This window comes from Bradyrhizobium sp. 35 (assembly GCF_023073215.1).
Classification (GTDB): Bacteria; Pseudomonadota; Alphaproteobacteria; order Rhizobiales; family Xanthobacteraceae; genus Bradyrhizobium; species Bradyrhizobium canariense_D.
Genome location: NZ_JADPJC010000050.1, coordinates 66,852 through 93,448, shown reverse-complemented (window position 1 = coordinate 93,448; position 26,597 = coordinate 66,852). Strand labels below are relative to the sequence as shown.

The window sequence follows — 26,597 nt, the reverse complement described above, 5'->3', positions numbered from 1 at the left end:
TCTTGGCCCGCGAAAATCAAGCGCTACAAAGGCTTGAGCTGCCTTGCGCAAGTTAAAGCTAAATCGCAGCGACTTGAAGCGCGACCTTCCAACGGAGGATCAGAACGTCACTTAGATGGTCACCTGGGTGCCGACCTCGACGACGCGGCCGGAGGGGATCTGGAAATAGTCGGTGGCGTCGTTGGCGGAACGGCTGAGCGAGATGAACAGCCGGTCCTGCCAGCGCGGCATGCCCGAATGGGCGGCCGGCTTGAGCGCCCTCCGCGACAGGAAGAACGAGGTCGACATGATGTCGAACTGCCAGCCGAGCTTGCGGGCGATCGCCAGCGCCTTCGGCACGTTGGGCGATTCCATGAAGCCGAACTTCAGCGTCACCTTGGAGAAGGTCGGCGAGATCTGTTCCAGCTTCACCCGCTCGGCCGGATCGATGCGCGGGGTCTGCGCGGTCTCGATGGTGAGAATGACGTTCTTCTCGTGCAGCACCTTGTAGTGCTTCAGACTATGCATCAGCGCGGTCGGCGCGCTCAGGGGGTCGCTGGTCAGGAACACGGCGGTGCCGGGCACGCGCTGCGGCGGCCGCTTCTCCAGCATCGCCACCAGGTCGGCGAGCGGGAATTCGAGCTTGCGCGACTTCTCGAACAGCAGCCGGCTGCCGCGCCGCCACGTGTACATCAGGATGATCATGAGCGCGCCGAGCGCCAGCGGCACCCAGCCGCCCTCGAACACCTTGAGCAGATTGGCGGCCAGGAAGGTGAGGTCGAGAAACAAGAACGGCGCGATCAGGGCGGCAGCCGTGAACGGCGACCACCGCCATACCTTCCAGATCACCACGAAGCCCATCATCGCCGTAACCACCATGGTCCCGGTGACGGAGATGCCGTAGGCCGAGGCCAGCGCGCTGGAGGAGCGGAATAAGAGCACCAGCAGGACCACTGCGACGAGCAGGAGCTGGTTGATGCGCGGGATGAAGATCTGGCCGGAATGGGCTTCGGACGTATGGCGAATTTCAAACCGCGGCAACAGACCGAGCTGGATCGCCTGACGCGTCAGCGAATAGGCACCGGTGATGACCGCCTGGCTCGCGATAACCGTTGCGGCGGTCGCCAGCACCACCATGCAGCCGCGGAAAAAACCTTGCGGAAAGAGCTGGAAGAACGGGCTCACGATCGCGCCGGGGTCGCCGAGCACGAGGGCGCCCTGCCCCAGATAGTTCAATGCCAGCGACGGCACCACGATGAACAGCCAGGCAGTCTGGATCGGCCGCTTGCCGAAATGGCCGAGGTCGGCATAGAGCGCCTCGGCACCGGTGACCGCCAGGAACACCGCGCCGAGCGTCACGAAGCCGATGATGCCGTGGTGGATCATGAAGGACACGGCGTAGAGCGGGTTCAGCGCGAACAGCACCTGCGGTTGCTGGATGATCGGGTGGATCGCCGCGATCGCGATCACCGCGAACCAGACGCACATGATCGGGCCGAAGAAGGCGGCGACGCGAGCGGTGCCACGGGACTGCACGGCAAACAGACCGACCAGGATGATCACGGTCAGCGGCACGATGTAGGGCTCGAAGTGCAGGGTGACGTCCTTCATGCCTTCGAGCGCCGACAGCACCGAGAGCGCCGGCGTGATCACGGCGTCGCCGTAGAACAGGGCTCCGGAAATGATGCCGAGCAGGACGATGGTTGTTCCGCGGGTGCCGACTGCGCGCTGGGCCAGCGCCATCAGCGCCAACGTGCCGCCCTCGCCGTTGTTGTCGGCACGGAGCAGGATCACGACATATTTGAGCGTCACCACGACGATGAGCGCCCACAGGATCAGGGACAGCACGCCGAGCACGGCCGCCGGCGTCGGCACCCCCTCCGCGCCAGAAGCCGCCATCACCGCCTCGCGGAACGCGTAGAGCGGGCTGGTGCCGATATCACCGTAGACGACGCCGATGCTGCCGAGTGTCAGCGCACCGAAGCCGGCGGTGGTGTGGGCGTCGCCATGCCCATTGGCCGCCGCCGTTTCCGGGGCGGGAATCGCGATATCACTTGTCATGGGAGAGCCTGGTGGCCTCTAAAAATGCTTCACTGCACAACGGCAGAAGGGCGCGGGGCTTATAGGCCTGCGCTGCCGGCATAGCCTAGCCAGATTTTGGACCTTAGCCATGCACATTTGCATGGCTTGGCCGGCCGCCGTTTAGATGGTGACCTGGGTTCCGACTTCAACCACGCGTCCGGTGGGAATCTGGAAATAGTCGGTGGCGTCGTTGGCGGACCGGCTCAGCGCGATGAACAAATGGTCCTGCCAAAGCGGCATGCCGGACTGCGCCGACGCCTTCAGCGAGCGCCGCGACACGAAGAATGAGGTCGACATGATGTCGAATTGCCAGCCCTGCTTGCGCGCGATCGCGAGTGCCTTGGGCACGTTCGGCTGCTCCATGTAGCCGAAGCGCAGGCGGACCTTGAAGAACTTGTCGCTGATCCTCTCCATCCGGAACCGCTCCGACAGATCGACCCGCGGCGTATGCGCGGTCTCGATGGTCAGGACCACGTTGTGCTCGTGTAGCACCTTGTTGTGCTTGAGATTGTGCAGCAGCGCGGTCGGCACGAAGGAGGGATCGCTGGTCAGGAACACCGCGGTGCCCTTGACGATGTGCGGCGGCCGCTTTTCCAGGCTCCGGATCAGATCGTCCAGCGGCACCTCGATGCGGCGCGTTTTCTGGATCAGGATCCCGGACCCTCGCCGCCAGGTCCAGATTGTCCCGGCCATGATCACGCCGAACAGCAGCGGCACCCAGGCGCCTTCGAGCAGCTTCAGAAGATTCGCGCTGAAGAAGCTGATGTCGACCACGACGAAGGGCAGGATCACCGCTGCGGCCGTCGCCGCGCGCCAGTTCCACAATTTCCAGATCACGATGAAGCCCATGATGCCGTCAGCAACCATGGTGGTGGAGACCGCAATACCGTAGGCCGAAGCCAGATTGCTGGGGGTGTGGAACAACAGCACCAGCAGCATCACACCGATCAGCAGCAGCCGGTTTACACGCGGCAGATAGATCTGGCCGGCATGAGTTTCCGAGGTGAAGCGCACCTCGAAGCGCGGCAGGAGGCCGAGCTGCACTGCCTGATAGACCAGGGAATAGGCCCCCGTGATTACCGCCTGGCTCGCGATCACGGTCGCCGCGGTCGCAAGTCCGACCAGCGGCAGCACGAAATGCTCGGGCACCATGCGATAGAAGGAGTGTTCGATCGCGCTGGGATCCGACAGCACCAGTGCGCCCTGCCCGAAATAGTTGATCAGGAGCGCAGGCAGCACGAAGAACATCCAGGCCGACTGGATCGGCTTGCGGCCGAAATGGCCGAGGTCTGCGTAGAGCGCCTCGCCGCCGGTCACCGCGAGGAACACCGCGCCCAGTGTCACCAGGCCGATCGTGCCGTGCGACAGCAGGAATTGCAGGGCGTAATAGGGATTGATCGCTGCCAGCACCGACGGATCGTCGGCGATGTGAACGGCACCCAGCACGGCAAGAACGGTGAACCAGACGACCATCACCGGCCCGAAGGCTGAGGCGACCAGTGCCGTCCCCTTGCTCTGGACCGCGAACAGCAGCGTCAGGATGAGAACGGTCAGGGGAACGACATAGTGCTCGAAGGCGGGCGTTGCGAGCTTCAGACCCTCGACCGCCGACAACACCGAGATCGCCGGCGTGATCATGGAATCGCCGATGAACATGGAGGCGCCGACGACGCCGAGCGCCATCAGGAACCAGCTCCGCCGCCCGAGCGCGCGCTGGCCGAGCGCCATGAGGGAAAGCGTGCCGCCCTCCCCGTTGTTGTCGGCGCGCAGCAGCAGCAGCACGTATTTGGCGGTGACGACGATCAGCAGCGCCCAAAGGATCAGCGAGAGCACGCCGAGCACCATGACCCGCGAGACCGGCTGGCCATGGGCCGCGCCCCTGACGGCCTCGTGGAATGCGTAGAGCGGCGACGTGCCGATGTCGCCGAAGACGACGCCGATGCTCCCGAGCGTCAGGCCCCAGAAACCCGAGGTGACCGGCCCGTCCGGAGCTTCGGTCGATGTGATGCTCGCCGTCATATGAAACTGGAACGCTTCTGCCCGAGAATTGATCCGGCGCCTTTTGACGGTTCCGGCGCCCCTGTCAATCGGCACATCACCATAGCAGGCACCGGGCCAGATGCTGTGACGGCGCAGCAACGGTCGTTGCCCACGCGACGACATGCCTCAGGTAAGATGGTGGCACAAGAGCCCTGAGCCTTCAGTCCCCGATTGAAGGGGAATTGGCTCTACATCCTTGTTTTGTCGCGCTTCTTCGCGCGAAACAGGGTCCACTTCGCTCGAATGCGCCCTACGGCTTCAGATTCGGCGGCAGCGGCGGATCTTCGCGCATCAGGGTGATGGTCACCCGCCGGTTGGCCGCGAGCGAGGGATCGTCCGGAAACAGCGGCTGGGTATCCGCCTTGCCGGCGACGGCGAAGACATGGGCGGCCGGCAGGCCCTCGCGTTCGAGGATCTGACGCACGGCATTGGCGCGGTCGGCCGACAGATCGAAGGCGCCGTAGTCGCTGCGGGTCGGCACGAATCCAGCCGCGGTGTGGCCGGCGATGGAGACGCGCAGCGGCGTCGCCTTGAGCGGGACAGCGAGCTTCTCGATCAGGCGGCGGGTGCGGTCATAGGGGACTTTGGAGCCGTCGGCGAACATCGAGCGACCGTCCTGGTCCACGATCTCGAGGTTGAGGCCCTGCTTGGTCTCCTCGAACATGATGTGCTTCGACATCTCGGTCAATTCCGGCATGTCCTGCAACGCTTGGCGCAGCGAGGCCGCCGCCAGCGCAAAATTGCGGTCGACCTTGATCTTGGCGCCCGACGTGCGGTCACGATCCTCCTGGTCCGGCGTCGGCGTGTTGGAGGAGTCCTCGGGCTGAATGTGATCGACGTTCTTCAGCCGAGGGCGGGTCGGCAGCCCGTCGGACTCGACGATGCCGGAATAGCGCGCTTCGGTCTGGACACCGAAGGCGTCGCGCATGGAGCCTGCGACGACCTTCAGCTTGTTGGCATCCTGGGTCGAGAACGCGACGAGCATCACGAAGAAGCTCATCATCAGGCCCATCAGATCGGCGAAGGTCACGAACCAGCCGTGACCGCCTCCGTGTGAATCGCCGCGCTTCTTCTTGGCCATATCTCAAATCCCGGCGCGCGGCCTCAGGCCGGCACCGGCTCGCCTTCAGCGTGGCGGTGCTTCTCGGGCAGATAGGCCAGCAGCATTTCGCGGACCAGCGTGGGGCTCTTGGAGTCGCGGATCATCAGGATGCCGTCGATGATCAGCGTGCGGTTGGTCTCTTCGTCCAGGAGCTTTCCATGCAGCTTGTCGGCGATCGGGGTACAAAACAGGTTGGCGACCAGCGCGCCGTAGAGAGTCGCGAGCAGCGCGGTCGCCATGAACGGGCCGAGCTTTGACGGGTCGGTCATGTTGGCGAACATCTGCACCATGCCGATCAGCGTGCCGACCATGCCGAAGGCCGGGGCGCAGTCGCCGATGGCGCGGTAGATCTTGCTGCCTTCATCCAGATGCATCAAAAAATTATCGCGGTCGCGCTCGAGATTGTCGCGAATGAAGTCCAGGTCGTAGCCGTCGGCGACGTAGCGGATGCCCTTGGCGAGGAACGGCTCGTCGGTCTCGACCTTTTCCAAACCCACGGGCCCTTGCTTGCGGGCGATCTCGGCGATGCGGGCGAGTTCGTCGACCAGATCGTGCGCCGACAGACGGCTCATAGTGAAGGCAAACTTGGCGCCGAGCGGTAGGCCGTGGATCAGCGTCGAGAGCGGAAAGCGGATCATGGTCGCGGCCGTCGAGCCGCCGAAGATGATGATCATCGCATGCTCGGAAACGAACATGTGGAGATCGCCGCCCAGCAGCATCATCGTCGCGATGACGACAATGCCCGCCACGAGCCCGATGCTCGTCATGATATCCATGGGAGACTCCAACGCGAACGCAACAACGGCCGTCCTGGCCGATGGCGCGGCCCAACCCCGAACCGCATCGGAAACCCTAGTGAGCCGCGATTAAAGACGCGTAAAGGTTAAGTTGAGCCGGCGCGCCTGGCGGCCGCAGCGCGCTGAAAGGCGCCGGCTTTTGCCGACTGCCGACACGGATCTCAACATTTTGCTAACCATACGGTGTCGCGCGCACCCGTCACCCGTGCACGCGATCCCTTCGGCTGCGGCCCTGCGCCACATCGGGGGCGACCGATCAATTGGTATTCTGGACCCGGCCGGCACCTCATGGCGGAAGGCATCGCAATGGTGACGCTGTTCAGTCTTCTCACCGCGCTTCCCGCAGTGCTGGCGCTTCACATGCTCGAACCCGGGCTCGTCCTGCCGGCGTTCAGCGTGCTGCTCTTTGCCGAGGCGGCCCTCGCCGGGATCGCAGCGCACCTGATCCACATGCCGGACAATGCGGAAGATATCACCCTGTGGGATTTTGCCGGCGGCTTCACCTTGATCGGATGCGCTGCCGCGGTGCTCGGCGAGCCGGATCAGGCCGCCTTGTTCCTGACGGAACAGGGCAGCCTGCGAGCGGCGTCGCAACCGTAGATCATCGCGGTCCCGCCGTTAGTGAATCTCCGCCGAGCGCTTCAGCGCAGCCTTCAACTTCTCCAACGAGAAGTCGGGGCTGCGGGCGATCTCGAGGATCGGCGTCTCGCGGCGGCCGCAGAGTTCGGCGGCCTCGGGCAGCTTTGCGGCAATATCGTGCGGAATTACGACAGCGCCGTGCTGGTCGGCATGGATCAGATCGTCCGACTTTACGGTCATGCCGGCGACGCGCACTTCGCCGCCAAAGCTCTCGGCGTGCACCCAGGCATGCGACGGGCCGATCGAGCCGGCCAGTGCCTGGAAGCCCGGCGCCCATTGCGGAATGTCGCGGATCGAACCGTCGGTGATGACGCCGAGGCAGCCGAGCGCCTTGTGCACGTTGCTCTGCACCTCGCCCCAAAACGCACCGTAGCCGACGTCGGGACCGTCGATGTCCTGGATCACCGAGATGCGCGGACCGTGGCCGGTACCGACATATTCGTAATATGCGATGCGGCGCTTGGACTGCTCTTCCGGCGGTAGTGAATTTTTCAGCACCGAGCGGATCGCGACCGTGCGGGCATAGCCGACGATCGGGGGCAGATCGGGAAATGGGCAGACCAGTGGTTTGGTGGTGTAGCCGATCAGCCGGCGCTCGGGCGCCACGATCTCCATGGCATTGCAGATCGTCGGCGTGTCATAGCGGCCCAGCGCTTCGAGGACGGAAGCGGGCAGCGGCCCGGTCGCAGTATTCGTCACAGCGTTCTCTCCCAGATTGGCGGCCGCTGTTGGTGCGGTGCCGCCTGCACCGGGCGATATAGCCGAGATCGGGCCTCAACCCAACTCAGGGCGCCTCATGGCAGATATCCAAGTCTCGCTGTTCAGTGCCTTGGCTGCTTGGCGCTTGCCGTTCAGTGCAGCCGGTCGGGCCGGTCGTCTTCGCGCGGCGGCTCCGACAGGTTTGCCAGCGTCGGCGCCGAAGGCGGCGAGGAGACCTCGCCTCCAGCCGGCGCGGTGGCTTCCATCGCGCGCGCCTGGTCGCGATAGGATTTGTAGCCGAGCGGCAAAGCGAGCAGATACAGCACCGTTCCGATGGACAGCACGTGCCAGGGATAGGCGATCAGGATCGCGATGAACACGACCACCGCGACGAACGCCGGCAGCACCAGCTCGGGCGGCACGCGCATGCGCTTGGTCTTGCCGGAGAACACCGGCAGGCGCGACACCATCAGGAAGGCGATCAGCAGCGTATACGCAGCCGTCACCGCCGCAGGCAGCCGGCCGAGATCGAGGAACGCGACATAGATCGGCAGCAGCACCGTGATCGCGCCGGCCGGCGCCGGCACGCCGGTGAAGAAGTTGGCGGCAAAGGCCGGCTTGTTGGGATCGTCCATGGTGGCATTAAAGCGCGCCAGGCGGAGGCCACCGGAGATCGCAAACACCATGGCGGCGATCCAGCCGGCATTGCCGAGCTCGTGCAGCTGCCAGAAATACAGCATCAGGCCGGGCGCCACGCCGAAATTGACGAAGTCGGCGAGGCTGTCGAGCTCGGCGCCGAACTTGGACTGCCCCTTGATCATGCGCGCGATGCGGCCGTCGATGCCGTCGAGTGCCGCCGCGAACACGATGGCGTAGACCGCGAGCGACATCCGCCCCTCGATCGAGAGCCGGATCGAGGTCAGGCCGGCGCAGATCGCCAGCAGCGTGATGACGTTGGGCACCAGCATGCGCACCGGGATCGGGCGGAACCGCCGGCGGCGCACATCAGGATCTTTGAAGTCATAAGGCGTCATGGCTCGTCCTCACCTTGGGGCGAGATATAGCAAGCCGCGTTCCCCTCCGCCATTGCGGCGGAAGGCCCCTCAGGACCGACTTATTGGTTAATTGGCACGGTAGGCGCGGCTCGGGTCGTCTCCGGCAAGATCCGCCAGAATCGTCTCGCCGGCGATCGCGGTCTGGCCTTCCGAGACCAGCGCCTTCGTGCCCAGCGGCAGATAGACGTCGAGCCGCGAGCCGAATCGGATCAGACCGAAGCGCTCACCGGCGCCGATTGCCTGCCCCTCTTTGACGAAGCAGACGATGCGCTTGGCGACCAGACCCGCGATCTGGATCACGCCGATCCGCGCCGTCGGCGTCGTGATCACCAGCGAGTTGCGCTCATTGTCCTCGCTCGCCTTGTCCAGCTCGGCATTGATGAACAGGCCGGGCCGGTAGGCGATACGGTCCACCCGGCCCGCGATCGGGCTGCGGTTCACATGGCAGTTGAACACACTCATGAACACCGAGACGCGCGGCAGCGGCCGATCGCCGAGGCCGAGCTCGGCCGGCGGCAGCGCCATAGTGATCATCGAGACGCGGCCGTCGGCGGGCGACACCACGAGCCCCTCGCGCACGGGGGTCACGCGCACGGGGTCGCGGAAGAACAGCGCGCACCATACGGTCAGGATGGTGCCGATCCACCCCAACGGCGACCACAGCCAGAACAGGAGGAGGCTTGCCAGCGCAAAGCCGCCGATGAAGGGATATCCCTCCTTGTGGATCGGCGGGATCTGACGCTGGATCGAATCGAGAATGGACATCGCTATCTGCCGCTCAGGGTTGATGGCGCAGGTCGTCCCGCGCGGTGGTGTTGTTTAGGCCAGAGTTGGGACCGGAGACAAGGTCACTCCGCCACCGCAGGCGCCGTCAGGACATCGGCGACCGGCGGTGGCTCCCGGTTGGGCGCCTCGCCGGAATCGGCCATCCTCGCCAGTTTCTCGCGCGCCGCCTCGGCCTCGCGCTGCCTGTTCCACATGCTGGCGTAAAGTCCCCCCTCCCCAAGCAGTTTCGCGTGGGTGCCGCGCTCGGCGATGCGGCCCTGGTCCAGCACGATGATCTCGTCGGCGCCGACGATGGTCGAGAGCCGATGGGCGATCACCAGCGAAGTGCGGTTCTTCGCCACGCGCTCGAGCGCACCCTGGATTTCGTGCTCAGTGTGGGTGTCAAGCGCGGAGGTCGCCTCGTCCAGCACCAGGATCGGCGGCGCCTTCAACACGGTGCGCGCGATCGCAACCCGTTGTTTTTCGCCGCCGGACAGTTTCAGGCCGCGCTCGCCGACCTGGGTCTCGTAGCCTTTCGGCGCCATGCGGATGAAATGATCGATCTGCGCCAGCTGCGCTGCCTGCTCGACCTCGGCATCGCTGGCGTCCCAACGCCCGTAGCGGATGTTGTAGCGGATGGTGTCGTTGAACAGCACGGTGTCCTGCGGCACCATGCCGATGGACGCGCGCAAGCTCGCCTGCGTGACTTCGCGAATGTCCTGGCCGTCGATCAGGATCTTGCCGCCCGAGATGTCGTAGAGGCGAAACAGAAGCCGCGAGATGGTCGACTTGCCCGCACCTGACGGGCCGACGATCGCGACCGTCTTGCCGGCCGGCACCTCGAAGCTGATGCCCTTGAGGATCGGACGGGACGGCTCATAGGCAAAGCGCACATCCTCGAAACGCACATTGCCCGCGGAGACCACCAGTGGCTTCGCGCCCGGCGCATCCTTGATCTCAGCCTCGCGCCCCAGCACGTTGAACATCTTCTCGATGTCGATGATCGCCTGCTTGATCTCGCGATAAACCATGCCCATGAAGTTCAAGGGCTGGTAGAGCTGGATCATCATCGCGTTGACCAGCACGAAATCGCCGACCGTGTTGGTGCCGTTGCGCACGCCGATCGCGCACATCAGCATGGTCGCGGTCAGCCCCAGCGTGAAGATCACGGCCTGCCCGGTGTTGAGCACGGCCAGCGAAGTATAGGCCTGGACGCTCGACTCCTCGTAACGCGCGACCGACCGGTCGTAGCGCTGTGACTCACGGGCCTCGGCGCTGAAATATTTGACGGTCTCGTAGTTGAGCAGCGAGTCGATCGCCTTGGTGTTCGCCTCGGTGTCGGCATCGTTCATCTTGCGGCGGATGCCGATCCGCCACTCGGTCGCGATGTAGGTGTAGTACATGTAGACCGCGACAGTGACGAGGGTCGCAAGCACGTAGCGCCAATCGAACTGCCACAGCAGCACGGCCATCAGCAGCGAGACCTCGACGATGGTCGGGATCAGCTGCAGGATCACCATGCGCACGATGACCTCGATGCCCTCGCGGCCGCGCTCGAGCACGCGCGTCAGGCCGCCGGTCTTGCGCTCCAGGTGGAAGCGCAGTGACAACTCGTGCATGTGGATGAAAGTGATGGTGGCGAGCTTGCGCACCGCGTGCATGGCAACGCGCGCGAAAATGCCGTCGCGCCATTGCGTCAGCACCGCCATCACGATGCGCATCACGCCGTAGCTGGCGGTCAGCAGCAGCGGCGAGGCGATCACCCAGAGGTGCCAATTGTCGGCCTGAACTGGCGCACTGTTGGCGCCGGTCAGCGCGTCGGTCGCCCATTTGAAGCTGAAAGGAACCGTCAGCGTGATCAGCTTGGCGGCGAGCAGCAGCACCATCGACCAGACCACGCGCATCTTCAGGTCGAAACGGTCGCCCGGCCAGATATAGGGCCACAGATGCGCCAGCGTGCCCATCAGCGTGGCCCGCTCCAGCGGCCCCCCGGCGGGATCAGGAACGTTGGCGCCGGCGGGCGATTGAGCTTGGTCCATCAAGAAGCCTGAAAAGCCCGTCGAATGCGGGCTGCGTTGCCATTAAGGATTTTCGTTTGTCATATAGAGCCTTACCGATGCCCATGCACCCCGCCAGATGGCGAATCTTGGATTGTTCGTCGTGGTTTACCGGTAGATTTCCGGAAGCCCCGAATCACCGATTGGGCTTGACGCCCCTTCGCTGCAATGCATCATGGCACCAATGAGCACGATCAAAACCGTCTGTGTCTATTGCGGCTCCGGCCCAGGAACCAATCCCCGTTTCACCGAAGGCGCCAAGGCGTTCGGCAAGGCGCTCGCCGAGAACAACATCCGCCTCGTCTATGGCGGCGGCTCGCTCGGCCTGATGGGCTCGGTGGCGACCTCCGTCCTCGATCACGGCGGCACTGTCACCGGCATCATCCCCGATTTCCTGCGGATGCGGGAAAACGCGCTGACGCGCGTGCAGGAGATGATCGTCACCCCCGACATGCACGAGCGCAAGCGACTGATGTTCGAACGCTCCGACGCCTTCGTGGCGCTGCCGGGCGGCGTCGGCACGCTGGAGGAGTTGGTCGAGCAATTGACCTGGAAGCAGCTGGGACGTCACGCCAAGCCGGTGCTGCTTGCCAACATCGATAATTTCTGGGAGCCGCTGTTCTCGCTGCTGTCGCACATGCGCCAGACCGAGTTCATCCGCGCCGGCCTTTCGGTTGACATCCTCAAGGCCGATCGGATCGAAGAGATTTTGCCGAAGCTGAAATCGGCTGCAGCGCAGATCGAAGATGCGGAAAAGCAGCTCGCACCGGAAATGGCGCGCAAGCTCTAGTCCGCAGGAAACGTCACCGCCTCGATCCGGTTACCATCGGGGTCGACAACGAAGGCTGCGTAATAACGCACGCGATCGTGCGGGCGGATACCCGGCGCGCCGTCGGATGCGCCGCCGGCCGACAGCGCTGCGGCGTGAAATGCATCGACCTCGACGGTCGTCTTTGCCCGCAGGCAGATATGGACGCCGCTCTCCGGCGGCACGTGCGGCATGCCCTCGCGCAGATTGATCCAGAATTCGGGATAGGCCTTGCCGAAGCCGATCGTCCGCGGCCGCGTGACGAGGCGAGCGAGACCGAGCGCGGCGAGTGTTGCCTCGTAAAATGTCGCCGAGCGTTGGAGATCGCTGACGCCGACAGAGATGTGATCGATCATGGGTCGCGCCCCCTCTCCTGCTCGTCATCCCGTTTGTGGCACCGCCGCCCTACGCCGGCGCGCCCGACTTCACCAGCTTGTAGATCACCGAATCCATCAGCGCCTGGAACGAGGCGTCGATGATGTTGGGGGACACCCCGACCGTGGTCCAGCTGTCGCCGTTCTCGTCCTCGCTCTCGATCAGGACGCGCGTGACCGCGCCGGTGCCGCCGTTGAGGATACGAACGCGGTAGTCGATCAGCGTCAGGCCTTCGATATATTTCTGGTACTTGCCGAGGTCCTTACGCAGCGCGACGTCGAGCGCGTTGACGGGACCGTTGCCTTCGGCCGCCGAGATCAGATGCTCGCCGGCGACGTCGACCTTGACCACCGCCAGCGCCACGGTGACGCGTTCGCCATGCGAATTGTAACGCTGCTCGACATTGACGTCGAACTGCTCGACCTCGAAATAATGCGGCACCTTGCCGAGCGTGCGCCGCGCCAGCAGCTCGAACGAGGCGTTGGCGGATTCATAGGCGTAGCCCTGCGCCTCGCGCTCCTTCAATTCCTCGACCAGCCGCGACAGTTTCGGATCGCTCTTCTCGTAGGCGATGCCGGCGCGGTCGAGCTCGGCGATGACATTGGAGCGGCCGGCCTGATCGGACACCAGCACCTTGCGATGATTGCCGACCAGCTCCGGCAACACGTGCTCGTAGGTCTGCGGATCCTTCAGCACGGCGGAGGCATGGATGCCGGTCTTGGTGACGAACGCGCTCTCGCCGACATAGGCCGCATGCCGGTTGGGCACGCGATTGAGCATGTCGTCGAGCGTGCGCGACACCTTGACCAGGGTCGCGAGCTTCTCCGCCGTGACGCCGATCTCGAAGGCGTCGGCAAACTCGGCCTTCAGCTTCAAGGTCGGAATCAGCGAGCAGAGATTGGCGTTGCCGCAGCGCTCGCCGAGGCCGTTCAGCGTGCCCTGGATCTGCCGCGCGCCGGCGCGCACCGCGGCGAGCGAATTCGCCACCGCCTGCTCGGTGTCGTTATGGGCGTGAATGCCGAGATGATCGCCGGGGATGTGCTTCGCCACCTCGGCGACGATCGCTTCGACCTCGTTGGGCATGGTGCCGCCGTTGGTGTCGCACAGCACCACCCAGCGCGCGCCGGCTTCATAAGCAGCTTTCGCGCAGGCGAGCGCGAAACCGGAATCCTCCTTGTAACCGTCGAAGAAGTGTTCGCAGTCGAGCATCACCTCGCGGCCGGCAGCCTTCGCCGCTGCGACGCTGTCGCGGATCGAGGCGAGGTTCTCCTCCTTCGTCGTCTCCAGGGCAACGCGCACCTGATAGGCCGACGACTTCGCCACGAAGCAGATCACGTCGGCCTTGGCCTCCAGCAGCCCGGCCACACCGGGATCGTTGGAAACCGAGCGCCCCGCTCGCCGCGTCATGCCGAAGGCGGTGAAGCGCGCATGCGAAAACTTCGGCTTGGTGCCGAAGAACTCGGTGTCGGTCGGATTGGCGCCGGGATAGCCGCCCTCGACATAGTCGATGCCGAGTTCATCGAGCATCTGGGCGATGATTTGCTTGTCGGTCAGCGTGAAATCGACGCCGTTGGTCTGCGCGCCGTCGCGCAGCGTGGTGTCGAACAGATAGAGGCGCTCCTTGCTCATTGCAGCGCTCCCGACGCGGGTCCACTGCCGAGCGTCTTCTGCATGGTGGTGTTGGCCAGCCATTCGTCGTTGACAGTGATGCTGTTGCGCTGCATGGCGACATAGCCGCGCTTGGCGAAAAAGCCCTGCGCGTTGTCGCTGGCATCGACCGTCAGCTTGTCGGCGCCGCGGCCGCCCGCAAGCTTTTCCAGCGCATCGACGAGCATGGTCGCGAGGCCCTGCCCGGCCACGGCCGGATGCACATAGAGCATGCGGATATGATCCTTGCCCTGCAGCGAGGCAAAACCCACCGGTGACCCCTCCAGCGTTGCGATCAGCGTCAGGTCGGAGGCGAGCCCCTTGCCGAACTCTTCGTCTTCCGCCGACGCCATCCAGGCCTGTTGTTGGGCCTCGCTATAGTCCTCGCCGGTCAGCTCTTCGATGCTGGCGGTGAAGATCGCGGCGAGAACCGGCACGTCCTCCGGCAGAAAGGGCCGCAAGCCAGGCTTTGGGAGTGCTTGTGCCATCGTCTTCACCACATCCCATAGAGTTTCAGCGCCAGCGCCACGGCAGCGCCGAGCAGCAGGATTTTCAGCGCGATGTAATAGAACCAGTGCCGCGGAAAAGGCGTATCGGGTCGCTTCATCGTGCGACCTCCCACGTCGTCCCTTCCTTGGAATCCTTGATCGCAACGCCCATCGCGGCAAGCAGATCGCGGATACGATCGGACTCCGCAAAGTCCTTGCGCGCACGCGCCGCCGTCCGCTCCGAGATCAGGCGCTCGACTTCCTTGGCATCGACGCCGCTCGCCTGCTGCTTGCGTCCTTCCCACTGCGCGGCACTCTCGGAGAGAAAGCCGAGCAGACGCAACGAACCCGCGAGGGCACCAACATCGCTGCCGCGCAGCCCATGCAGCGCCGCGATCGCCAGCGGCGTGTTGAGGTCGTCGAGCAGCGGCTCGACCACTGAGGGGGCGGGCTTGCCGGATGCGACGTCAGCCGCACCCCGATACCAATCGTCGAGCGTCCTGGCGCTCTCCTCCAGCGACTTCATCGTCCAGTCGATCGGCGAGCGGTAATGCGTCTTGAGCATATTCAGGCGCAGCACTTCGCCCGGCCAGTCCGCGAGCAGTTCGTGAATCGTGACGAAGTTGCCTAGCGATTTCGACATCTTCTCGCTCTCGACCTGCAGGAAGCCGTTGTGCATCCAGTAGTTCGCCATGCGCTCCCGGTGGAAGGCGCAGCAGGTCTGCGCGACCTCGTTCTCGTGATGCGGAAACACGAGATCGATGCCGCCGCCATGGATGTCGAAGTGCTCGCCGAGATGCTTCCAGGCCATGGCCGAGCACTCGACATGCCAGCCCGGGCGCCCCTGCGCGGCGACGCCGGCGGGTGACGGCCATGACGGCTCGCCGGGCTTGGACGGCTTCCACAGCACGAAGTCGGTGTTGCCTTTCTTGTAGGGCGCGACATCGACGCGGGCGCCGGCAACCATCTCGTCCAGCGAACGATTGGACAGCGCGCCATAGCGCGGCAACCCGGCATCGGCCGCGTTCATCGCCTGCGGCGAGAACAGCACGTGATCCTCGGCAACATAGGCAAAGCCGCCGGCAACCAGCCGTTCGATGATCTCGCGCATCTCGCCGATATGCTCGGTGGCGCGCGGCTCGACGCTCGGCCGCAGCGCGCCGAGCGCGTCGACGTCAGCGTGAAACTGTTTGCCGGTTTGCTCGGTGACTTTCCGGATCGCCTCGTTCAGCGGCAGGCCGGGGAAATCCCGCGCGGCGCGGTCGTTGATCTTGTCGTCCACGTCGGTGATGTTGCGGACATATTTGACGTGCGCCTCACCGTAGAGATGGCGCAGCAGCCGAAACAGCACGTCGAACACGATCACCGGCCGGGCATTGCCGATATGGGCGAAGTCATAGACCGTCGGTCCGCAGACATACATGCGGACGTTCTTGGCATCGAGCGGCACGAAGGTGCGCTTTTCCCGGCTCAGCGTATCGTAAAGGCGCAATTCCATAAGGATACCCGTCGGCTGTTGGCCGGGCGTCCAGTGCTCTCAATGGTTTTGAGAAAAGACGGCTCCAGCCAGCGAATCGCTAGCTCGTAATCTCGCGGCAAATGGCGCAAATGACGAGGAGACCGTTCATGACGGAACATATGGGCTATGAGGCGGCCCCGCGTCAAGAGAGCCGCGAAAACGCCGTCTTATCTCCGCAATGCGCAGCCGCCGCGCGCAGATGGTTCATCTCCTTAACCATTTGAGCCCATTCTGGAACTGGCAGTTCACATTTTTTGCCCCGGTGTTTTCATGCGATCATTGCTCGCGCTCATGTCCTGCGCCTCCATCCTTGCGGCGTCCAGCGCTCTCGCGGAGACCCGCGTCTTCATCATCCCAAACCAGGCGGACGGCTACGGCGTCGATCAGTGCCTGGCCAAGAGCGACAAATGCGGCGCGCAGGTCGCCCGCACCTACTGCCAGTCACGCGATTTTGCCCAGGCTTCGGCCTATCGCCGGGTCGATCCCGACGAAATTACCGGCTCTGTCCCCAAATCCGGCGCAAACTGCTCCCATGGCCATTGCGACGAATATGTCGCAATCACCTGCCAGCGCTGAATTCGCTCGGAACTGGCGTACCTTAGGCCCAATCGCTGGCCTCTGAAACGACGTGACGATGCCGCAGGAAGCGGCTATGGGAGGGCGCGCTCCGGCCTCCCCACATCACGCGTGGCCGTGACCTCGCTAGAATGGCGGATATGCCTGAATTTTTGTCTCTCTCCCGTGCTCGCTCGATCCTTGCCTGTGCCGTGCTCTTCAGCACGGTTGCGCTCGCCAATAACGCGTTCGCACAGGCCGGCCCGCCGGGACCGCCGCCTCAGCCCGGCCAGAACGGGCTCGGACCCAACCCGATGTGCGCGCGCCTGGAAGGTCAGCTCGCCGGTCTCGATCGTGGCGGCGGCGGTGATCCCGCGCGCGAAGACCAGATCCGCCGCTATCAGGAATCTCAGACCAAGCAGCAGGCCGAGCTCGATCGTGTCACCATGCAGGCCAAGCGCATGGGTTGCGATTCCTCCGGCTTCTTCTCGCTGTTCAGCGGCCAGTCGGCGCAATGCGGTCCGGTCAACACCCAGATCCAGCAGATGCGCGCCAATCTGGACCAGATCACCGGCAATCTCGAACGCCTGCGCGGCGGCGGCCCCGGCGGCTTTAGCCCCGAGCGTGACAACCAGCGCCGCTCGGTGCTGGCAGCGCTGGCGCAGAACAATTGCGGCCCGCAATATGCCAATGCGGCGCAGTCGCAAGGCGGCGGCAATTTCCTGAGCAATCTGTTCGGCGGCAACAACCCCAATAATCCGCAAGGCGTGCCGCCGTCCGATCTCGGCCCGCAATCAGGCACCTATCGCACTGTGTGCGTGCGCACCTGCGACGGCGCCTACTTCCCGGTCTCGTTTGCGACCGTGCCGGCGCGCTTCCCCGACGACGAGAAGACCTGCAAGGCGCTGTGCCCGGCCGCCGAGGCCGTGCTCTACACCCATCGCAATCCCGGTGAAGACATGAACTCCGCGGTCTCCACCAGCGGCCAGCCCTACACGGCGCTGCCGACCGCGTTCAAATTCCGCAGCGAGTTCAACCCGTCCTGCTCCTGCAAGGCCGCGGGCCAGACCTGGGCGGACGCGCTCAAATCGGCCGACGACAAGGCGTCGGCCGAACAGCAAGGTGACATCATCGTCACCGAGGAGAGCGCCAAGAAAATGCAGCAGCGGCAGCTCAACAAGGGCACGCCTGCCGCCAATGGCAAGAAGGGTGCGACGCCGACCACGGCGGCTGCACCTGTCGCGACTCCGCCTGCCGATACCGGCACCGCTACGACCTCGTCCGAGAACAAGCCGATCCGTTCGGTCGGACCAAGCTTCTTGCCGCAGCAGCAGAAGTAGGTCACGTCCTCCGCTGTCATGCCCCCGCGAAAGCGGGGGCCATCCTGTACGCTGGCATCAGCTGGTTTTCACGACGACCGGCGCAGCGTACTGGATCATCTGCTTTCGCGGCTGATAACAGCGAAATGGGTGGCGAGACCGTTTGCCTCGCGAATCATCCAATCAATTGCGCGCAAGAGTTCCCCGACCCGGCCGCCGCCAAGCGGCGCTGTCGGGTAGCGCCCCAAGACACGAACAAATCTAGGCGTCGCGCGCCGGGCGGCGTGCTCAATATAGTCTACACCGACACCGGGATTCGCAGCCGTTTCGAGTTCGAGGGCCCGTGCGGCGTGGGCCGCCGCGCCAAGAATGTGCCTGACCTGGGTCGATCGAGCCAGGGGATGAAGATACGCCGCGGATGAGGCACTCATCGCCGCGCGTGCGGCTTGGCTGGCTGCCGCACCTTTGGATTCGTTTGCTGCCTTCAGCGCTGCCCAGGCTGCATCGCGCAGGGTCTTTACCCGCTTGCCTCCCTTCGCGAAGGTCCGCGCTGCTTCGACTGCGTCACGGGGCCGGAAATCCACTGGATGCGCCCGCTCGAATATTTCCAGCACGTCCGCGGCATTTGCCGCCGCATAGGCTGCAACCTCTCGGAGATCATCCATGTCAAGGGAGATTTCGTCTGCCATGCTTTCGCCCACCACCAGCTCCGGAGCACACCTATGAATGCTCTATGGTCGAATTCGATCGCCCAAGCAGGATGCCAGAAGATATGGATCACCTCATTGGATGACGACAGCGGAATGCAATCTCCAAGCTACCCGAACTGGCACCCCCTACCCCTCAAACGCGTCGATCGAGGCTTTGCTCCCACGCGAGACCAGCGTCTCATCCGGAGCGGCGAGCTGCTCGCCTTTGTCGCGAAAGCGGTTGGTGATGGGATAGCGGCGGTCGCGGCCGAAATTCCTGGCTGTGACCTTGACGCCGGGCGCGGCCTGGCGGCGCTTGTATTCGGCGACGTTGAGGAGATGGTCGATGCGGGTGACCGTCTCGCGGTCAAAGCCCGCGGCGATGATTATATCGAGCGGCTCTTCGCGCTCGATGAGACGCTCCAGGATGGCATCAAGCGCGTCGTAAGCCGGCAACGAATCCTGGGCGGTCTGGTTCTCGCGCAGCTCCGCGGTCGGCGGACGCGTGATGATGTCGGGCGGGATCACCTCACCGGCCGGCCCCAGCGCCCCCTCGGGCTTCCACGAATTACGCAAGCTTGCCAGCCGAAACACCTGCGTCTTGTAGATGTCCTTGATCGGATTGAAGCCGCCGTTCATGTCGCCATAGAGCGTGGCGTAGCCGACCGACATCTCCGATTTGTTGCCTGTGGTCACCACCATCAGGCCGGTCTTGTTCGAGATCGCCATCAGCAGCGTGCCGCGGGTGCGGGCCTGGAGATTCTCCTCGGTGACATCGGGCGGCAGATTCTTGAAGACGCCGGACAGGATGGTCTCGAACCCGGTTACCGCTTCGGCGATCGGCAGCACCTCGTAACGGATGCCGAGATGGCCGGCGAGCTCGCCGGCGTCCGCAATCGAGCTTGCCGCGGTGTAGCGATAAGGCAGCATCACGCCGTGCACCTGATCGGAACCGAGTGCATCGACCGCGATCGCCGCGCACAGCGCGGAGTCGATGCCGCCGGAAATGCCGAGCAGCACGCCGGGAAAGCCATTCTTGGCGACGTAGTCGCGCAAGCCCAGCACGCAGGCCGCGTAGTCGGCGTAGTCTGCCTCGGGCTGCGCGGCGATCGGCCCGGTGCAACGCCAATCGTCGCCGCTTCTCGTGAAGTGCAGTGTGGTGATGCTCTCCGCGAACGCCGGCAATTGCGCTGCGAGCGAAAGGTCGCCGTTGAGCGCAAAGGAGGCGCCGTCGAACACCAACTCGTCCTGGCCGCAAACCTGGTTGAGATAGACCAGCGGCAGACCGCTCTCGGTGACGCGCGCGACCGCGACCGACAAGCGCACGTCGGCCTTGTCGCGGGCGTAAGGCGAGCCGTTCGGCACGAGGATGATCTCGGCGCCGGTCTCGGCCAGCGTCTCGACCACGTTCTCGTAGTCCTCGGACTCCTCAAGCCAGATGTCCTCGCAGATCGGCACACCGACGCGCACGCCGCGCACGGTGACGGGGCCGGCGGCAGGCCCGCGCGAAAACAGCCGCTTCTCGTCGAACACGCCGTAATTCGGTAGATTGCATTTGAAGCGCAGGCCAGCGATACGGCCGCCATCGAGCAGCGCGCAGGCATTATAGAGCCTGCCCTCCTCGACCCAGGGCGTGCCGATCAGCATCGCCGGCCCGCCATCGGCGGTCTCGCGCGCCAGCGCTTCGATCGCAGCGCGGCAGGCGGCCTGAAAGGAAGGCTTCTGCACGAGATCTTCCGGCGGGTAGCCGGCGATGAACAATTCCGGAAACAGCACGAGATCGGCACCGTCGGCGGCTGCCTGCACGCGCGCCGCGCGCGCTTTCGCGGCATTGCCCTCGATGTCGCCCATGGTCGGATTGAGCTGGGCGAGCGTGACCGCGAATGCGTTGAGACGTTCGGTCATGGAGCTCCGATCAGAGCATGATCCGGAAAAGAGTGAAGCGGTTTTCCGAAAAGATCATGCTGAAAAAACAGTTTAAAGCGCGATACGCGCTTTAAAGAAATCCCAATCGCTCGATGATGGCGATGATCCAGAACGCGCCGGCCATCAGCAGCGCGACACCGACCGCGGCCGAGCCCATGTCCTTGACCCGTCCGATCTGCTTGTCGTGATCCATGGTCAGCCGGTCGGCAAGCTTCTCGATCGCCGTATTGAGCAGCTCGACCACCAGCACGAACGCGACCGCGCAGATCAGCTCGACCGCCCGCATCGCGGTCGCGCCGACGAACCACGCGAGCGGCAGCGACAAGAGGAGCGCAACGATTTCCTCGCGGACGGCCTGCTCCGAGCGGAACGCAAAGGCCAGACCGTTACGGGAATTGATCGTGGCCTTCCAGATCCGCAGCAAGGTTCTAGAGCCCCGCTGCGGCGGGCATCGGCCTGATCTTGCCGGCGCGTTCCTGCTTCAGCAGTTCTGCGACCAGGAAAGCCATGTCGATGGATTGCTCGGCATTGAGCCGGGGATCACAGACCGTGTGATAGCGGTCGTTGAGATCCTCGTCGGTGATCGCGCGGGCGCCCCCGAGACACTCGGTGACGTCCTGGCCGGTCATCTCCAGATGCACGCCGCCGGCATGGGTGCCTTCCGCGGCGTGGATCGCGAAGAACGACTTCACCTCGGACAGGATGCGATCGAAGGGCCGCGTCTTGTAACCCGACGTCGAGGTGATGGTGTTGCCGTGCATGGGATCGCACGACCAGATCACCACTTTGCCCTCGCGCTTCACGGCGCGGATCATGTTCGGCAGGTGCTCGCCGATCTTGTCGGAGCCGAAGCGGCCGATCAGCGTCAACCGGCCCGGCTCGTTGTCGGGATTGAGCACGTCGATCAGTTTCAGCAGCTCGTCGGGCTTGAGCGACGGGCCGCATTTGAGCCCGATCGGATTCTTGATGCCGCGGAAATATTCGATATGGCCGTGGTCGAGTTGGCGGGTGCGGTCGCCGATCCAGATCATGTGACCCGAGGTCGCGTACCAGTCGCCAGTGGTGGAATCGACGCGGGTCATGGCCTGCTCGTAGCCGAGCAGCAGGGCCTCGTGGCTGGTGTAGAAATCGGTGGCGCGCAGCTCGGGATGGGCCTCGAGATCGAGGCCGCAGGCGCGCATGAAATTGAGCGCGTCGGAGATGCGGTCGGCCAATTCCTTGTAGCGGCGGGACTGCGGACTGTCCTTGAGGAAACCGAGCATCCACTGATGCACGCTGCCGAGATTGGCGTAACCGCCGGTGGCGAAGGCACGCAGCAGGTTCAGCGTCGCGGCCGACTGGCGATAGGCCATCAGTTGGCGCTGCGGATCGGGGACGCGTGCTTGCTTGGTGAAGGCGATGTCGTTGACGATGTCGCCGCGATAGCTCGGCAGCTCGACACCGTCGATCTTCTCCATCGGCGAGGACCGGGGTTTTGCGAACTGGCCGGCGACGCGCCCGACCTTCACCACCGGGACGGCGCCGGCATAGGTCAGTACCACCGCCATCTGGAGCAGCACGCGAAAGAAGTCGCGAATGTTGTTAGCACCGTGCTCGGCGAAGCTCTCGGCGCAGTCGCCGCCCTGCAGCAGGAAGGCCTCTCCGGCCGCGACCCGCGCCAGCGCCTTCTTCAGATTGCGTGCCTCGCCCGCGAACACCAGCGGCGGAAAGGTCGCAAGCTGCGCCTCGACGTCGGCCAGGGCCTTGGCGTCGGGATAATCGGGCACCTGTAGCACCGGCTTGCTGCGCCAGGATTCGGGCGTCCACCGCTCGGACATCGCAATCTCTCCGTGAAGCAAAAAGCACAACCTGATCTGTGGGTTGCGAGGGTCGCCTTATACACAGGCTGGCCACCGGCCGCCAGTTGTAAATCCGTCTGGCACTGCAAAGCCTTGCGGGGAAAGCCAAATTCGCATTTGCTGGGAAACAGCTTGGAAACTGGCAGATACCTTCGGTCCATGGACGCGGCACTGGACGACGTTTTCATCGACGAGATCAGCTTCCCGGCGACCGACGGGTATGCGCTGACCAGCACGCTATTCCTGCCCCGCGGCACCAAACGTCATGCCGTGTTGGTCAATTCGGCGACGGCCGTCCCGCGAAAAATCTATCGCGGCTTTGCCTCCTATCTCGCCCATCGCGGCTGCGCAGTCCTGACCTACGACTATCGCGGCATCGGCGACTCCCGGCTGCCGGCGATGGTTGGCTACAACCAGCCGAAATCGCTGGTCGGCTTCAAGGCCTCGATGTCGGACTGGGCCGCGCTCGACGTCACCGCCGCAGTGCACTAGATGCGCGAGCGCTACCACACTCTGCCCTTGGCCTATGTCGGGCACTCCTTTGGCGGCCAGCGCTCGGGCTGATCGCGAACAACGCGGACATCTCGCGCGCCGCGTTCGTGGCCTCGCAGGCGGCGACCTGGCGGCTGATGACGTCGCCGGAAAAATACCGCGTCTTCGCCTTCATGAATTTTGTCGGCGTGCCGCTCGTCCACGCGCTCGGTTACGCGCCGGGCTGGGCCGGCATCGGCGAGGATCTGCCCAAGGGCGTCTTCCTGCAATGGGCCGAGTGGGTCTCGAGCCCCCGTTATCTCTTCGATTCAAAGCTGCCGGCGCTGGAGAATTTCGCCAGGTTCAAGGGCGAGTTGCGCACCCTCTGCTTCTCCGACGATCCCTGGGCGACGCGGCCCGCGGTCGAGCTGCTTGCGAGCGGATTCACCGCAATCAAGCCGGAGGTAATCAACGTGAAGCCGTCCGACGTCGGCGCCAAGGCGATTGGCCATTTCGGCTTCTTCCGCCCCGAACATCGCGACACGTTGTGGCGTGGCGTCGCGGAATGGATCCAGGGAGAATAGACAGTGCTTACCGGAGGATCGTGGTCAGCGACGAGTAGCGCTTGTTCGGCTTGGCTTCGCCCGGCGCGAATTGCGCAAACGCCTCGCTGACGCGGACCGCCGGCGGCGTATCGCCGGCGAAACGAAACTCCTTCGGCCGCGGCGCATAGAAGCTGGCGCTGTAATAGGCGTCGTCGAAGCGCGCCTCGCCGATCCCGAACATTGCGTCGCACGCAAACAGAAGTGCGTAGACTCCCGCGATTGCGACGACGACCTCCCTGAGAACTGACATGCTGATGCCCCACCCTGTTGCAGGCAGGATGCACGCCGGTTCCAAAGCCGGGGTTTAAGGCCGCGCGGTTCTTGTCCGCACGGTTTGCCGCAGCTGAGCGGAATGCAGACAATTTTATCGATCTCGAAAAAGAGCCCGCCTGCACGGGTGGTCAGGCGGGCTCCAGGCTTGGCCGCTCGGGAGGTATCAAACGGCCAGATTCATCCAGACCGCCTTGGGCTCGGTGAAATTGTCGAGCGCGGCGGTGCCGTGCTCGCGGCCGAGGCCGGAGTCGCGCTCGCCGCCCCAGGGCAGCCGCACGTCGGTATAGCCATAGGTGTTCATCCAGACTGTGCCCGCGCGCGCTCGCTTGGCGAAGCGCTGCAGCTTGCCGATGTCGCGGCTCCAGACGCCGGCGGCGAGACTGTAAGCCGTGCCGTTGGCAATCCGCAAAGCGTCGGCCTCGTCCTTGAACCTGATGACACTGACGACCGGGCCAAAGATCTCTTCCTGCGAGATCCGCATCTCGTGCGCGACATTCGCGAACACCGCGGGGCTGATGAAGTAGCCGCGATCGCCGACCTTCTCGCCACCGGTGACGAGGGTCGCGCCCTCCTTCCGGCCGATGTCGACATAATCGAGGACCGACTTCATCTGCTTCTCGGAGATGACGGGACCGAGCACCGTCTTGCGGTCGAGCGGGTCGCCGATCCTGAGCGACTTTGCGCGCGCCGCCAGCCGCTCGACGACCTCGTCATAGGCCTTCTCCTGCACCAGCACGCGGGAGCCGGCCGAGCAGACCTGGCCGGCATTGAAGAAGATGCCGGAAGCCGCAGCTTTCGATGCAGCTTCGAGATCGGCATCGTCGAAAATGACGTTGGCCGACTTGCCGCCCAGCTCGAGCGAGACGCGCTTGAAGTTGCTTGCGGCGCCCTTCATGATTCCCCGCCCGACACCGGGAGAGCCGGTGAAGGTGACCTTGTCGACGTCAGGGTGATTGACCAGCGCGTCGCCGACGACGCGGCCGGGGCCAGTGACGACGTTGAAGACGCCCGCCGGCAGGCCGGCTTCAAGCGCGAGCTCGGCGATGCGTAGCGCCGACAGCGAGGTCAGCTCGGCCGGCTTCATCACGATGGTGCACCCGGAGGCCAGCGCCGGCGCGAGCTTCCACATCCCGATCATCAGCGGGAAATTCCAGGGCACGATCGCCGCGACCACGCCGACCGGCTCGCGCACGGTGTAGGTCAGGGCATCATCGCGCACGGGCACGACGTCGCCGCTGATCTTGTCGGCCCAACCGGCGTAGTAAATCAGCGTGTCGACGGCGGCCGGAAAATCCTGCCGCGATGTCGCGGCGATCGGCTTGCCCGCATCGATCGACTCGAGTTCGATGATCTCCTCGGCGTGAGCCTTGAGCAGGTCTGCCCAGCGCAGCAGGATCTGGCCGCGCTCGGACGCCCGCATCGTGCGCCAGGGGCCTTCGAAGGCCCGGCGCGCGGCCGCTACTGCATGATCGACATCGGCCTCGTTGCCTTCGGCGACGATGGCGATGACCTGCCCGGTAGCCGGATTGAGCGACTTGAATGTGCGACCGGAGCTCGCCGGGACGCGGCGACCGTCGATCAGCAGATGCTGTGGCCGGGACATGAACTCGGTGGCCGGCGAGTGTGCAAAGTCATATGCAACAGACATCATATTCCTCCAGTTCTGGTATACCAGACTAGGCGCCTGTGGACGGGAGTAAATATGATATGGATTGCAAATGGACCGCGGTCATATGAAATGTAGTTCATAGGGAGGACCAATGCTTCAGATCGAGATCGAGGCCGTCTGGCGGTTTCGCCGGGAGGGCAATCCGCGCACCGCCGTCATCATGCTTGGCGTCCTCAACGAGATCAGGAGAACCGGGAAGATCACCAGCGCGGCCAAGGATGCGCACCTCTCCTATCGCCATGTCTGGAATCTGATCGAGCAATGGTCGGAGTTCTTCGGCACGCCGCTGGTGCAGACCCAGCGCGGCAAGGGCTCGAAACTCACGCCGTTCGGCGAGCGGCTGGTGTGGGCGGGCGAGCGCATGCAGGCTCGGCTCGGACCTCAGCTTGAGAATCTGGCACAGGAGCTGGCGAGCGAGATCAAGCCGTTCCTCGAGCAGCGCCCGTCGGTGATCCGCGTGCATGCCAGCCACGGTTTTGCGGTCGCAAAACTGCGCGAATTCCTCGACCGCGAGCCCGGCATCGGCGTCGATCTGCGCTATGTCAGCAACCAGCATTCGCTGGTCTCGCTGGCGCAGGGCGCCTGCGATCTCTCCGGCCTGCATCTGCCGCACGGCGCGCTACGGGCTCAGGGCATCAAGGCTGCGCGCGAATGGCTCGATCCGCGCGAGGATCGCATCATCAGCTTCGTCACACGCGAAATGGGATTGATGGTCGCGCGCGGCAATCCGCTGCGCATCGCTTCGCTCGATGATCTCACCGGACCAAAAGTCCGCTTCGTCAACCGCGACCACGATTCCGGCACGCGGCTTCTGTTCGACCAACTGCTTGCGGCAAACGGCATCGACGAGAGCAGGATCAAGGGCGCGCAGCAGATCGAATTCACCCACGCCGCGGTCGCAGCCTATGTCGCGAGCGGCATGGCTGATGCGAGCTTCGGCGTCGAAGCCGCCGCCCGGCATTTCGGCCTCGATTTCATCCGGCTCCTGACCGAGGATTATTTCTTCGTCTGCAAGCGCGCGTTCCTGGACACCGGGCCGATGCAGCGCATCCTGGAGATCATCCGCAGCGCCGATTTTCGCGCAGCCATCGCCACCCTGCCCGGTTATGTGCCGTCGGATACGGGCACCGTCACCGGCGTGAAGGCATTTCTGGAGATGCACGCCGTGCGATGATGCCGGAGGATGCCATCGCCTTGTCC

Annotated in this window: 23 protein-coding genes and 1 pseudogene; 6 read left to right on the top strand and 18 right to left on the bottom strand. The window is 64.3% G+C overall.

What is annotated here, in order from left to right; all coding sequences use genetic code 11:
- Positions 1–111: 111 nt before the first annotated feature.
- From IVB36_RS08590 to IVB36_RS08575, 4 genes are all read right to left on the bottom strand, one after another.
- Positions 112–2,040: a potassium transporter Kup gene (locus tag IVB36_RS08590; protein ID WP_085352750.1), complete on the bottom strand. Its 1,929-nt coding sequence runs from the start codon at positions 2,038–2,040 to the stop codon at positions 112–114.
- A 141-nt stretch (positions 2,041–2,181) separates the two neighbouring features.
- Positions 2,182–4,080 carry a potassium transporter Kup gene (locus tag IVB36_RS08585; protein WP_085385797.1) on the bottom strand — a complete coding sequence of 633 codons (1,899 nt, stop codon included), beginning with the start codon at positions 4,078–4,080 and terminating at the stop codon, positions 2,182–2,184.
- Positions 4,081–4,351: 271 nt separating this feature from the next.
- Entirely contained in the window at positions 4,352–5,182 is an 831-nt protein-coding gene (locus tag IVB36_RS08580; RefSeq protein WP_007592497.1) for a flagellar motor protein MotB, read from the bottom strand.
- Positions 5,183–5,205: 23 nt separating this feature from the next.
- Positions 5,206–5,979 (bottom strand): MotA/TolQ/ExbB proton channel family protein, encoded by a 774-nt coding sequence (locus IVB36_RS08575; RefSeq protein WP_018459340.1) that lies wholly within the window; start codon positions 5,977–5,979, stop codon positions 5,206–5,208.
- Positions 5,980–6,306: 327 nt separating this feature from the next.
- Here IVB36_RS08575 and IVB36_RS08570 point away from each other — a divergent pair, with 327 nt between their 5' ends.
- The gene (locus IVB36_RS08570; RefSeq protein WP_085353034.1) at positions 6,307–6,600 is read left to right on the top strand and encodes a hypothetical protein; all 294 of its coding nucleotides are present in this window, start codon (positions 6,307–6,309) and stop codon (positions 6,598–6,600) included.
- Positions 6,601–6,618: 18 nt separating this feature from the next.
- Here IVB36_RS08570 and IVB36_RS08565 read toward each other — a convergent pair whose 3' ends face one another.
- The 4 genes from IVB36_RS08565 to IVB36_RS08550 all read right to left on the bottom strand — a co-directional run bounded on the left by IVB36_RS08565 (position 6,619) and on the right by IVB36_RS08550 (position 11,197).
- Positions 6,619–7,338 carry an RraA family protein gene (locus IVB36_RS08565; protein WP_018459343.1) on the bottom strand — a complete coding sequence of 240 codons (720 nt, stop codon included), beginning with the start codon at positions 7,336–7,338 and terminating at the stop codon, positions 6,619–6,621.
- Positions 7,339–7,490: 152 nt separating this feature from the next.
- Positions 7,491–8,372, bottom strand: coding sequence for a phosphatidylcholine/phosphatidylserine synthase (locus IVB36_RS08560; RefSeq protein ID WP_018459344.1), 882 nt, complete (start codon positions 8,370–8,372; stop codon positions 7,491–7,493).
- Between the two features lie 87 nt (positions 8,373–8,459).
- Positions 8,460–9,164, bottom strand: coding sequence for a phosphatidylserine decarboxylase (locus IVB36_RS08555; RefSeq protein WP_256374445.1), 705 nt, complete (start codon positions 9,162–9,164; stop codon positions 8,460–8,462).
- 77 nt (positions 9,165–9,241) lie between these two features.
- A complete protein-coding gene (locus IVB36_RS08550) occupies positions 9,242–11,197 on the bottom strand; it encodes an ABC transporter ATP-binding protein/permease (protein ID WP_247391224.1) in 1,956 nt (651 codons plus the stop codon).
- A gap of 202 nt (positions 11,198–11,399) precedes the next feature.
- Between IVB36_RS08550 and IVB36_RS08545 the strand changes: the two genes are divergently transcribed.
- A complete protein-coding gene (locus tag IVB36_RS08545; RefSeq protein WP_018459347.1) occupies positions 11,400–12,005 on the top strand; it encodes a TIGR00730 family Rossman fold protein in 606 nt (201 codons plus the stop codon).
- On the opposite strand, the gene IVB36_RS08540 is transcribed toward IVB36_RS08545, so the two are convergent.
- From IVB36_RS08540 to cysS, 4 genes are all read right to left on the bottom strand, one after another.
- On the bottom strand, positions 12,002–12,379 hold the full coding sequence (locus tag IVB36_RS08540) for a VOC family protein (RefSeq protein ID WP_018459348.1): 378 nt from the start codon (positions 12,377–12,379) through the stop codon (positions 12,002–12,004). The two genes, IVB36_RS08545 and IVB36_RS08540, sit on opposite strands and share 4 nt — an antisense overlap.
- A gap of 49 nt (positions 12,380–12,428) precedes the next feature.
- Positions 12,429–14,027 carry a citramalate synthase gene (cimA, locus tag IVB36_RS08535; RefSeq protein WP_085395863.1) on the bottom strand — a complete coding sequence of 533 codons (1,599 nt, stop codon included), beginning with the start codon at positions 14,025–14,027 and terminating at the stop codon, positions 12,429–12,431.
- Positions 14,024–14,533, bottom strand: coding sequence for a GNAT family N-acetyltransferase (locus IVB36_RS08530; protein ID WP_085385796.1), 510 nt, complete (start codon positions 14,531–14,533; stop codon positions 14,024–14,026). Before IVB36_RS08530 ends, cimA begins: the two co-directional genes overlap by 4 nt.
- Positions 14,534–14,648: 115 nt before the next feature.
- Positions 14,649–16,031, bottom strand: a complete 1,383-nt coding sequence (gene cysS, locus IVB36_RS08525; protein ID WP_247370848.1) for a cysteine--tRNA ligase — start codon at positions 16,029–16,031, stop codon at positions 14,649–14,651.
- Between the two features lie 291 nt (positions 16,032–16,322).
- On the opposite strand from cysS, the gene IVB36_RS08520 reads away from it, so the two are divergent.
- Together IVB36_RS08520 and IVB36_RS08515 are read left to right on the top strand one after the other, a co-directional pair.
- Positions 16,323–16,628 (top strand): hypothetical protein, encoded by a 306-nt coding sequence (locus tag IVB36_RS08520; protein ID WP_026233782.1) that lies wholly within the window; start codon positions 16,323–16,325, stop codon positions 16,626–16,628.
- Positions 16,629–16,759: 131 nt separating this feature from the next.
- Positions 16,760–17,947, top strand: a complete 1,188-nt coding sequence (locus IVB36_RS08515) for a DUF2865 domain-containing protein (protein ID WP_247297624.1) — start codon at positions 16,760–16,762, stop codon at positions 17,945–17,947.
- 95 nt (positions 17,948–18,042) lie between these two features.
- Here the strand turns inward: IVB36_RS08515 and IVB36_RS08510 are convergent, their stop codons facing one another.
- From IVB36_RS08510 to IVB36_RS08495, 4 genes are all read right to left on the bottom strand, one after another.
- A complete protein-coding gene (locus IVB36_RS08510) occupies positions 18,043–18,615 on the bottom strand; it encodes a putative immunity protein (RefSeq protein WP_204510900.1) in 573 nt (190 codons plus the stop codon).
- A 147-nt stretch (positions 18,616–18,762) separates the two neighbouring features.
- Positions 18,763–20,520 carry an NAD+ synthase gene (locus IVB36_RS08505; RefSeq protein ID WP_247391221.1) on the bottom strand — a complete coding sequence of 586 codons (1,758 nt, stop codon included), beginning with the start codon at positions 20,518–20,520 and terminating at the stop codon, positions 18,763–18,765.
- A gap of 91 nt (positions 20,521–20,611) precedes the next feature.
- Complete coding sequence (locus IVB36_RS08500; RefSeq protein ID WP_018459355.1) at positions 20,612–20,965, bottom strand: diacylglycerol kinase; 354 nt, start codon at positions 20,963–20,965, stop codon at positions 20,612–20,614.
- A 4-nt stretch (positions 20,966–20,969) separates the two neighbouring features.
- On the bottom strand, positions 20,970–22,358 hold the full coding sequence (locus IVB36_RS08495; RefSeq protein ID WP_085352741.1) for a 3-deoxy-7-phosphoheptulonate synthase class II: 1,389 nt from the start codon (positions 22,356–22,358) through the stop codon (positions 20,970–20,972).
- Positions 22,359–22,538: 180 nt separating this feature from the next.
- On the opposite strand from IVB36_RS08495, the pseudogene IVB36_RS08490 reads away from it, so the two are divergent.
- Positions 22,539–23,434, top strand: a pseudogene (locus tag IVB36_RS08490) (alpha/beta fold hydrolase).
- Between the two features lie 7 nt (positions 23,435–23,441).
- Here the strand turns inward: IVB36_RS08490 and IVB36_RS08485 are convergent.
- The gene (locus IVB36_RS08485; protein ID WP_247391219.1) at positions 23,442–23,705 is read right to left on the bottom strand and encodes a hypothetical protein; all 264 of its coding nucleotides are present in this window, start codon (positions 23,703–23,705) and stop codon (positions 23,442–23,444) included.
- A gap of 186 nt (positions 23,706–23,891) precedes the next feature.
- Positions 23,892–25,376 carry an aldehyde dehydrogenase family protein gene (locus tag IVB36_RS08480; RefSeq protein WP_247391217.1) on the bottom strand — a complete coding sequence of 495 codons (1,485 nt, stop codon included), beginning with the start codon at positions 25,374–25,376 and terminating at the stop codon, positions 23,892–23,894.
- A 112-nt stretch (positions 25,377–25,488) separates the two neighbouring features.
- Between IVB36_RS08480 and IVB36_RS08475 the strand changes: the two genes are divergently transcribed.
- Positions 25,489–26,571 carry a substrate-binding domain-containing protein gene (locus IVB36_RS08475; RefSeq protein WP_085362157.1) on the top strand — a complete coding sequence of 361 codons (1,083 nt, stop codon included), beginning with the start codon at positions 25,489–25,491 and terminating at the stop codon, positions 26,569–26,571.
- Positions 26,572–26,597: the final 26 nt, after the last annotated feature.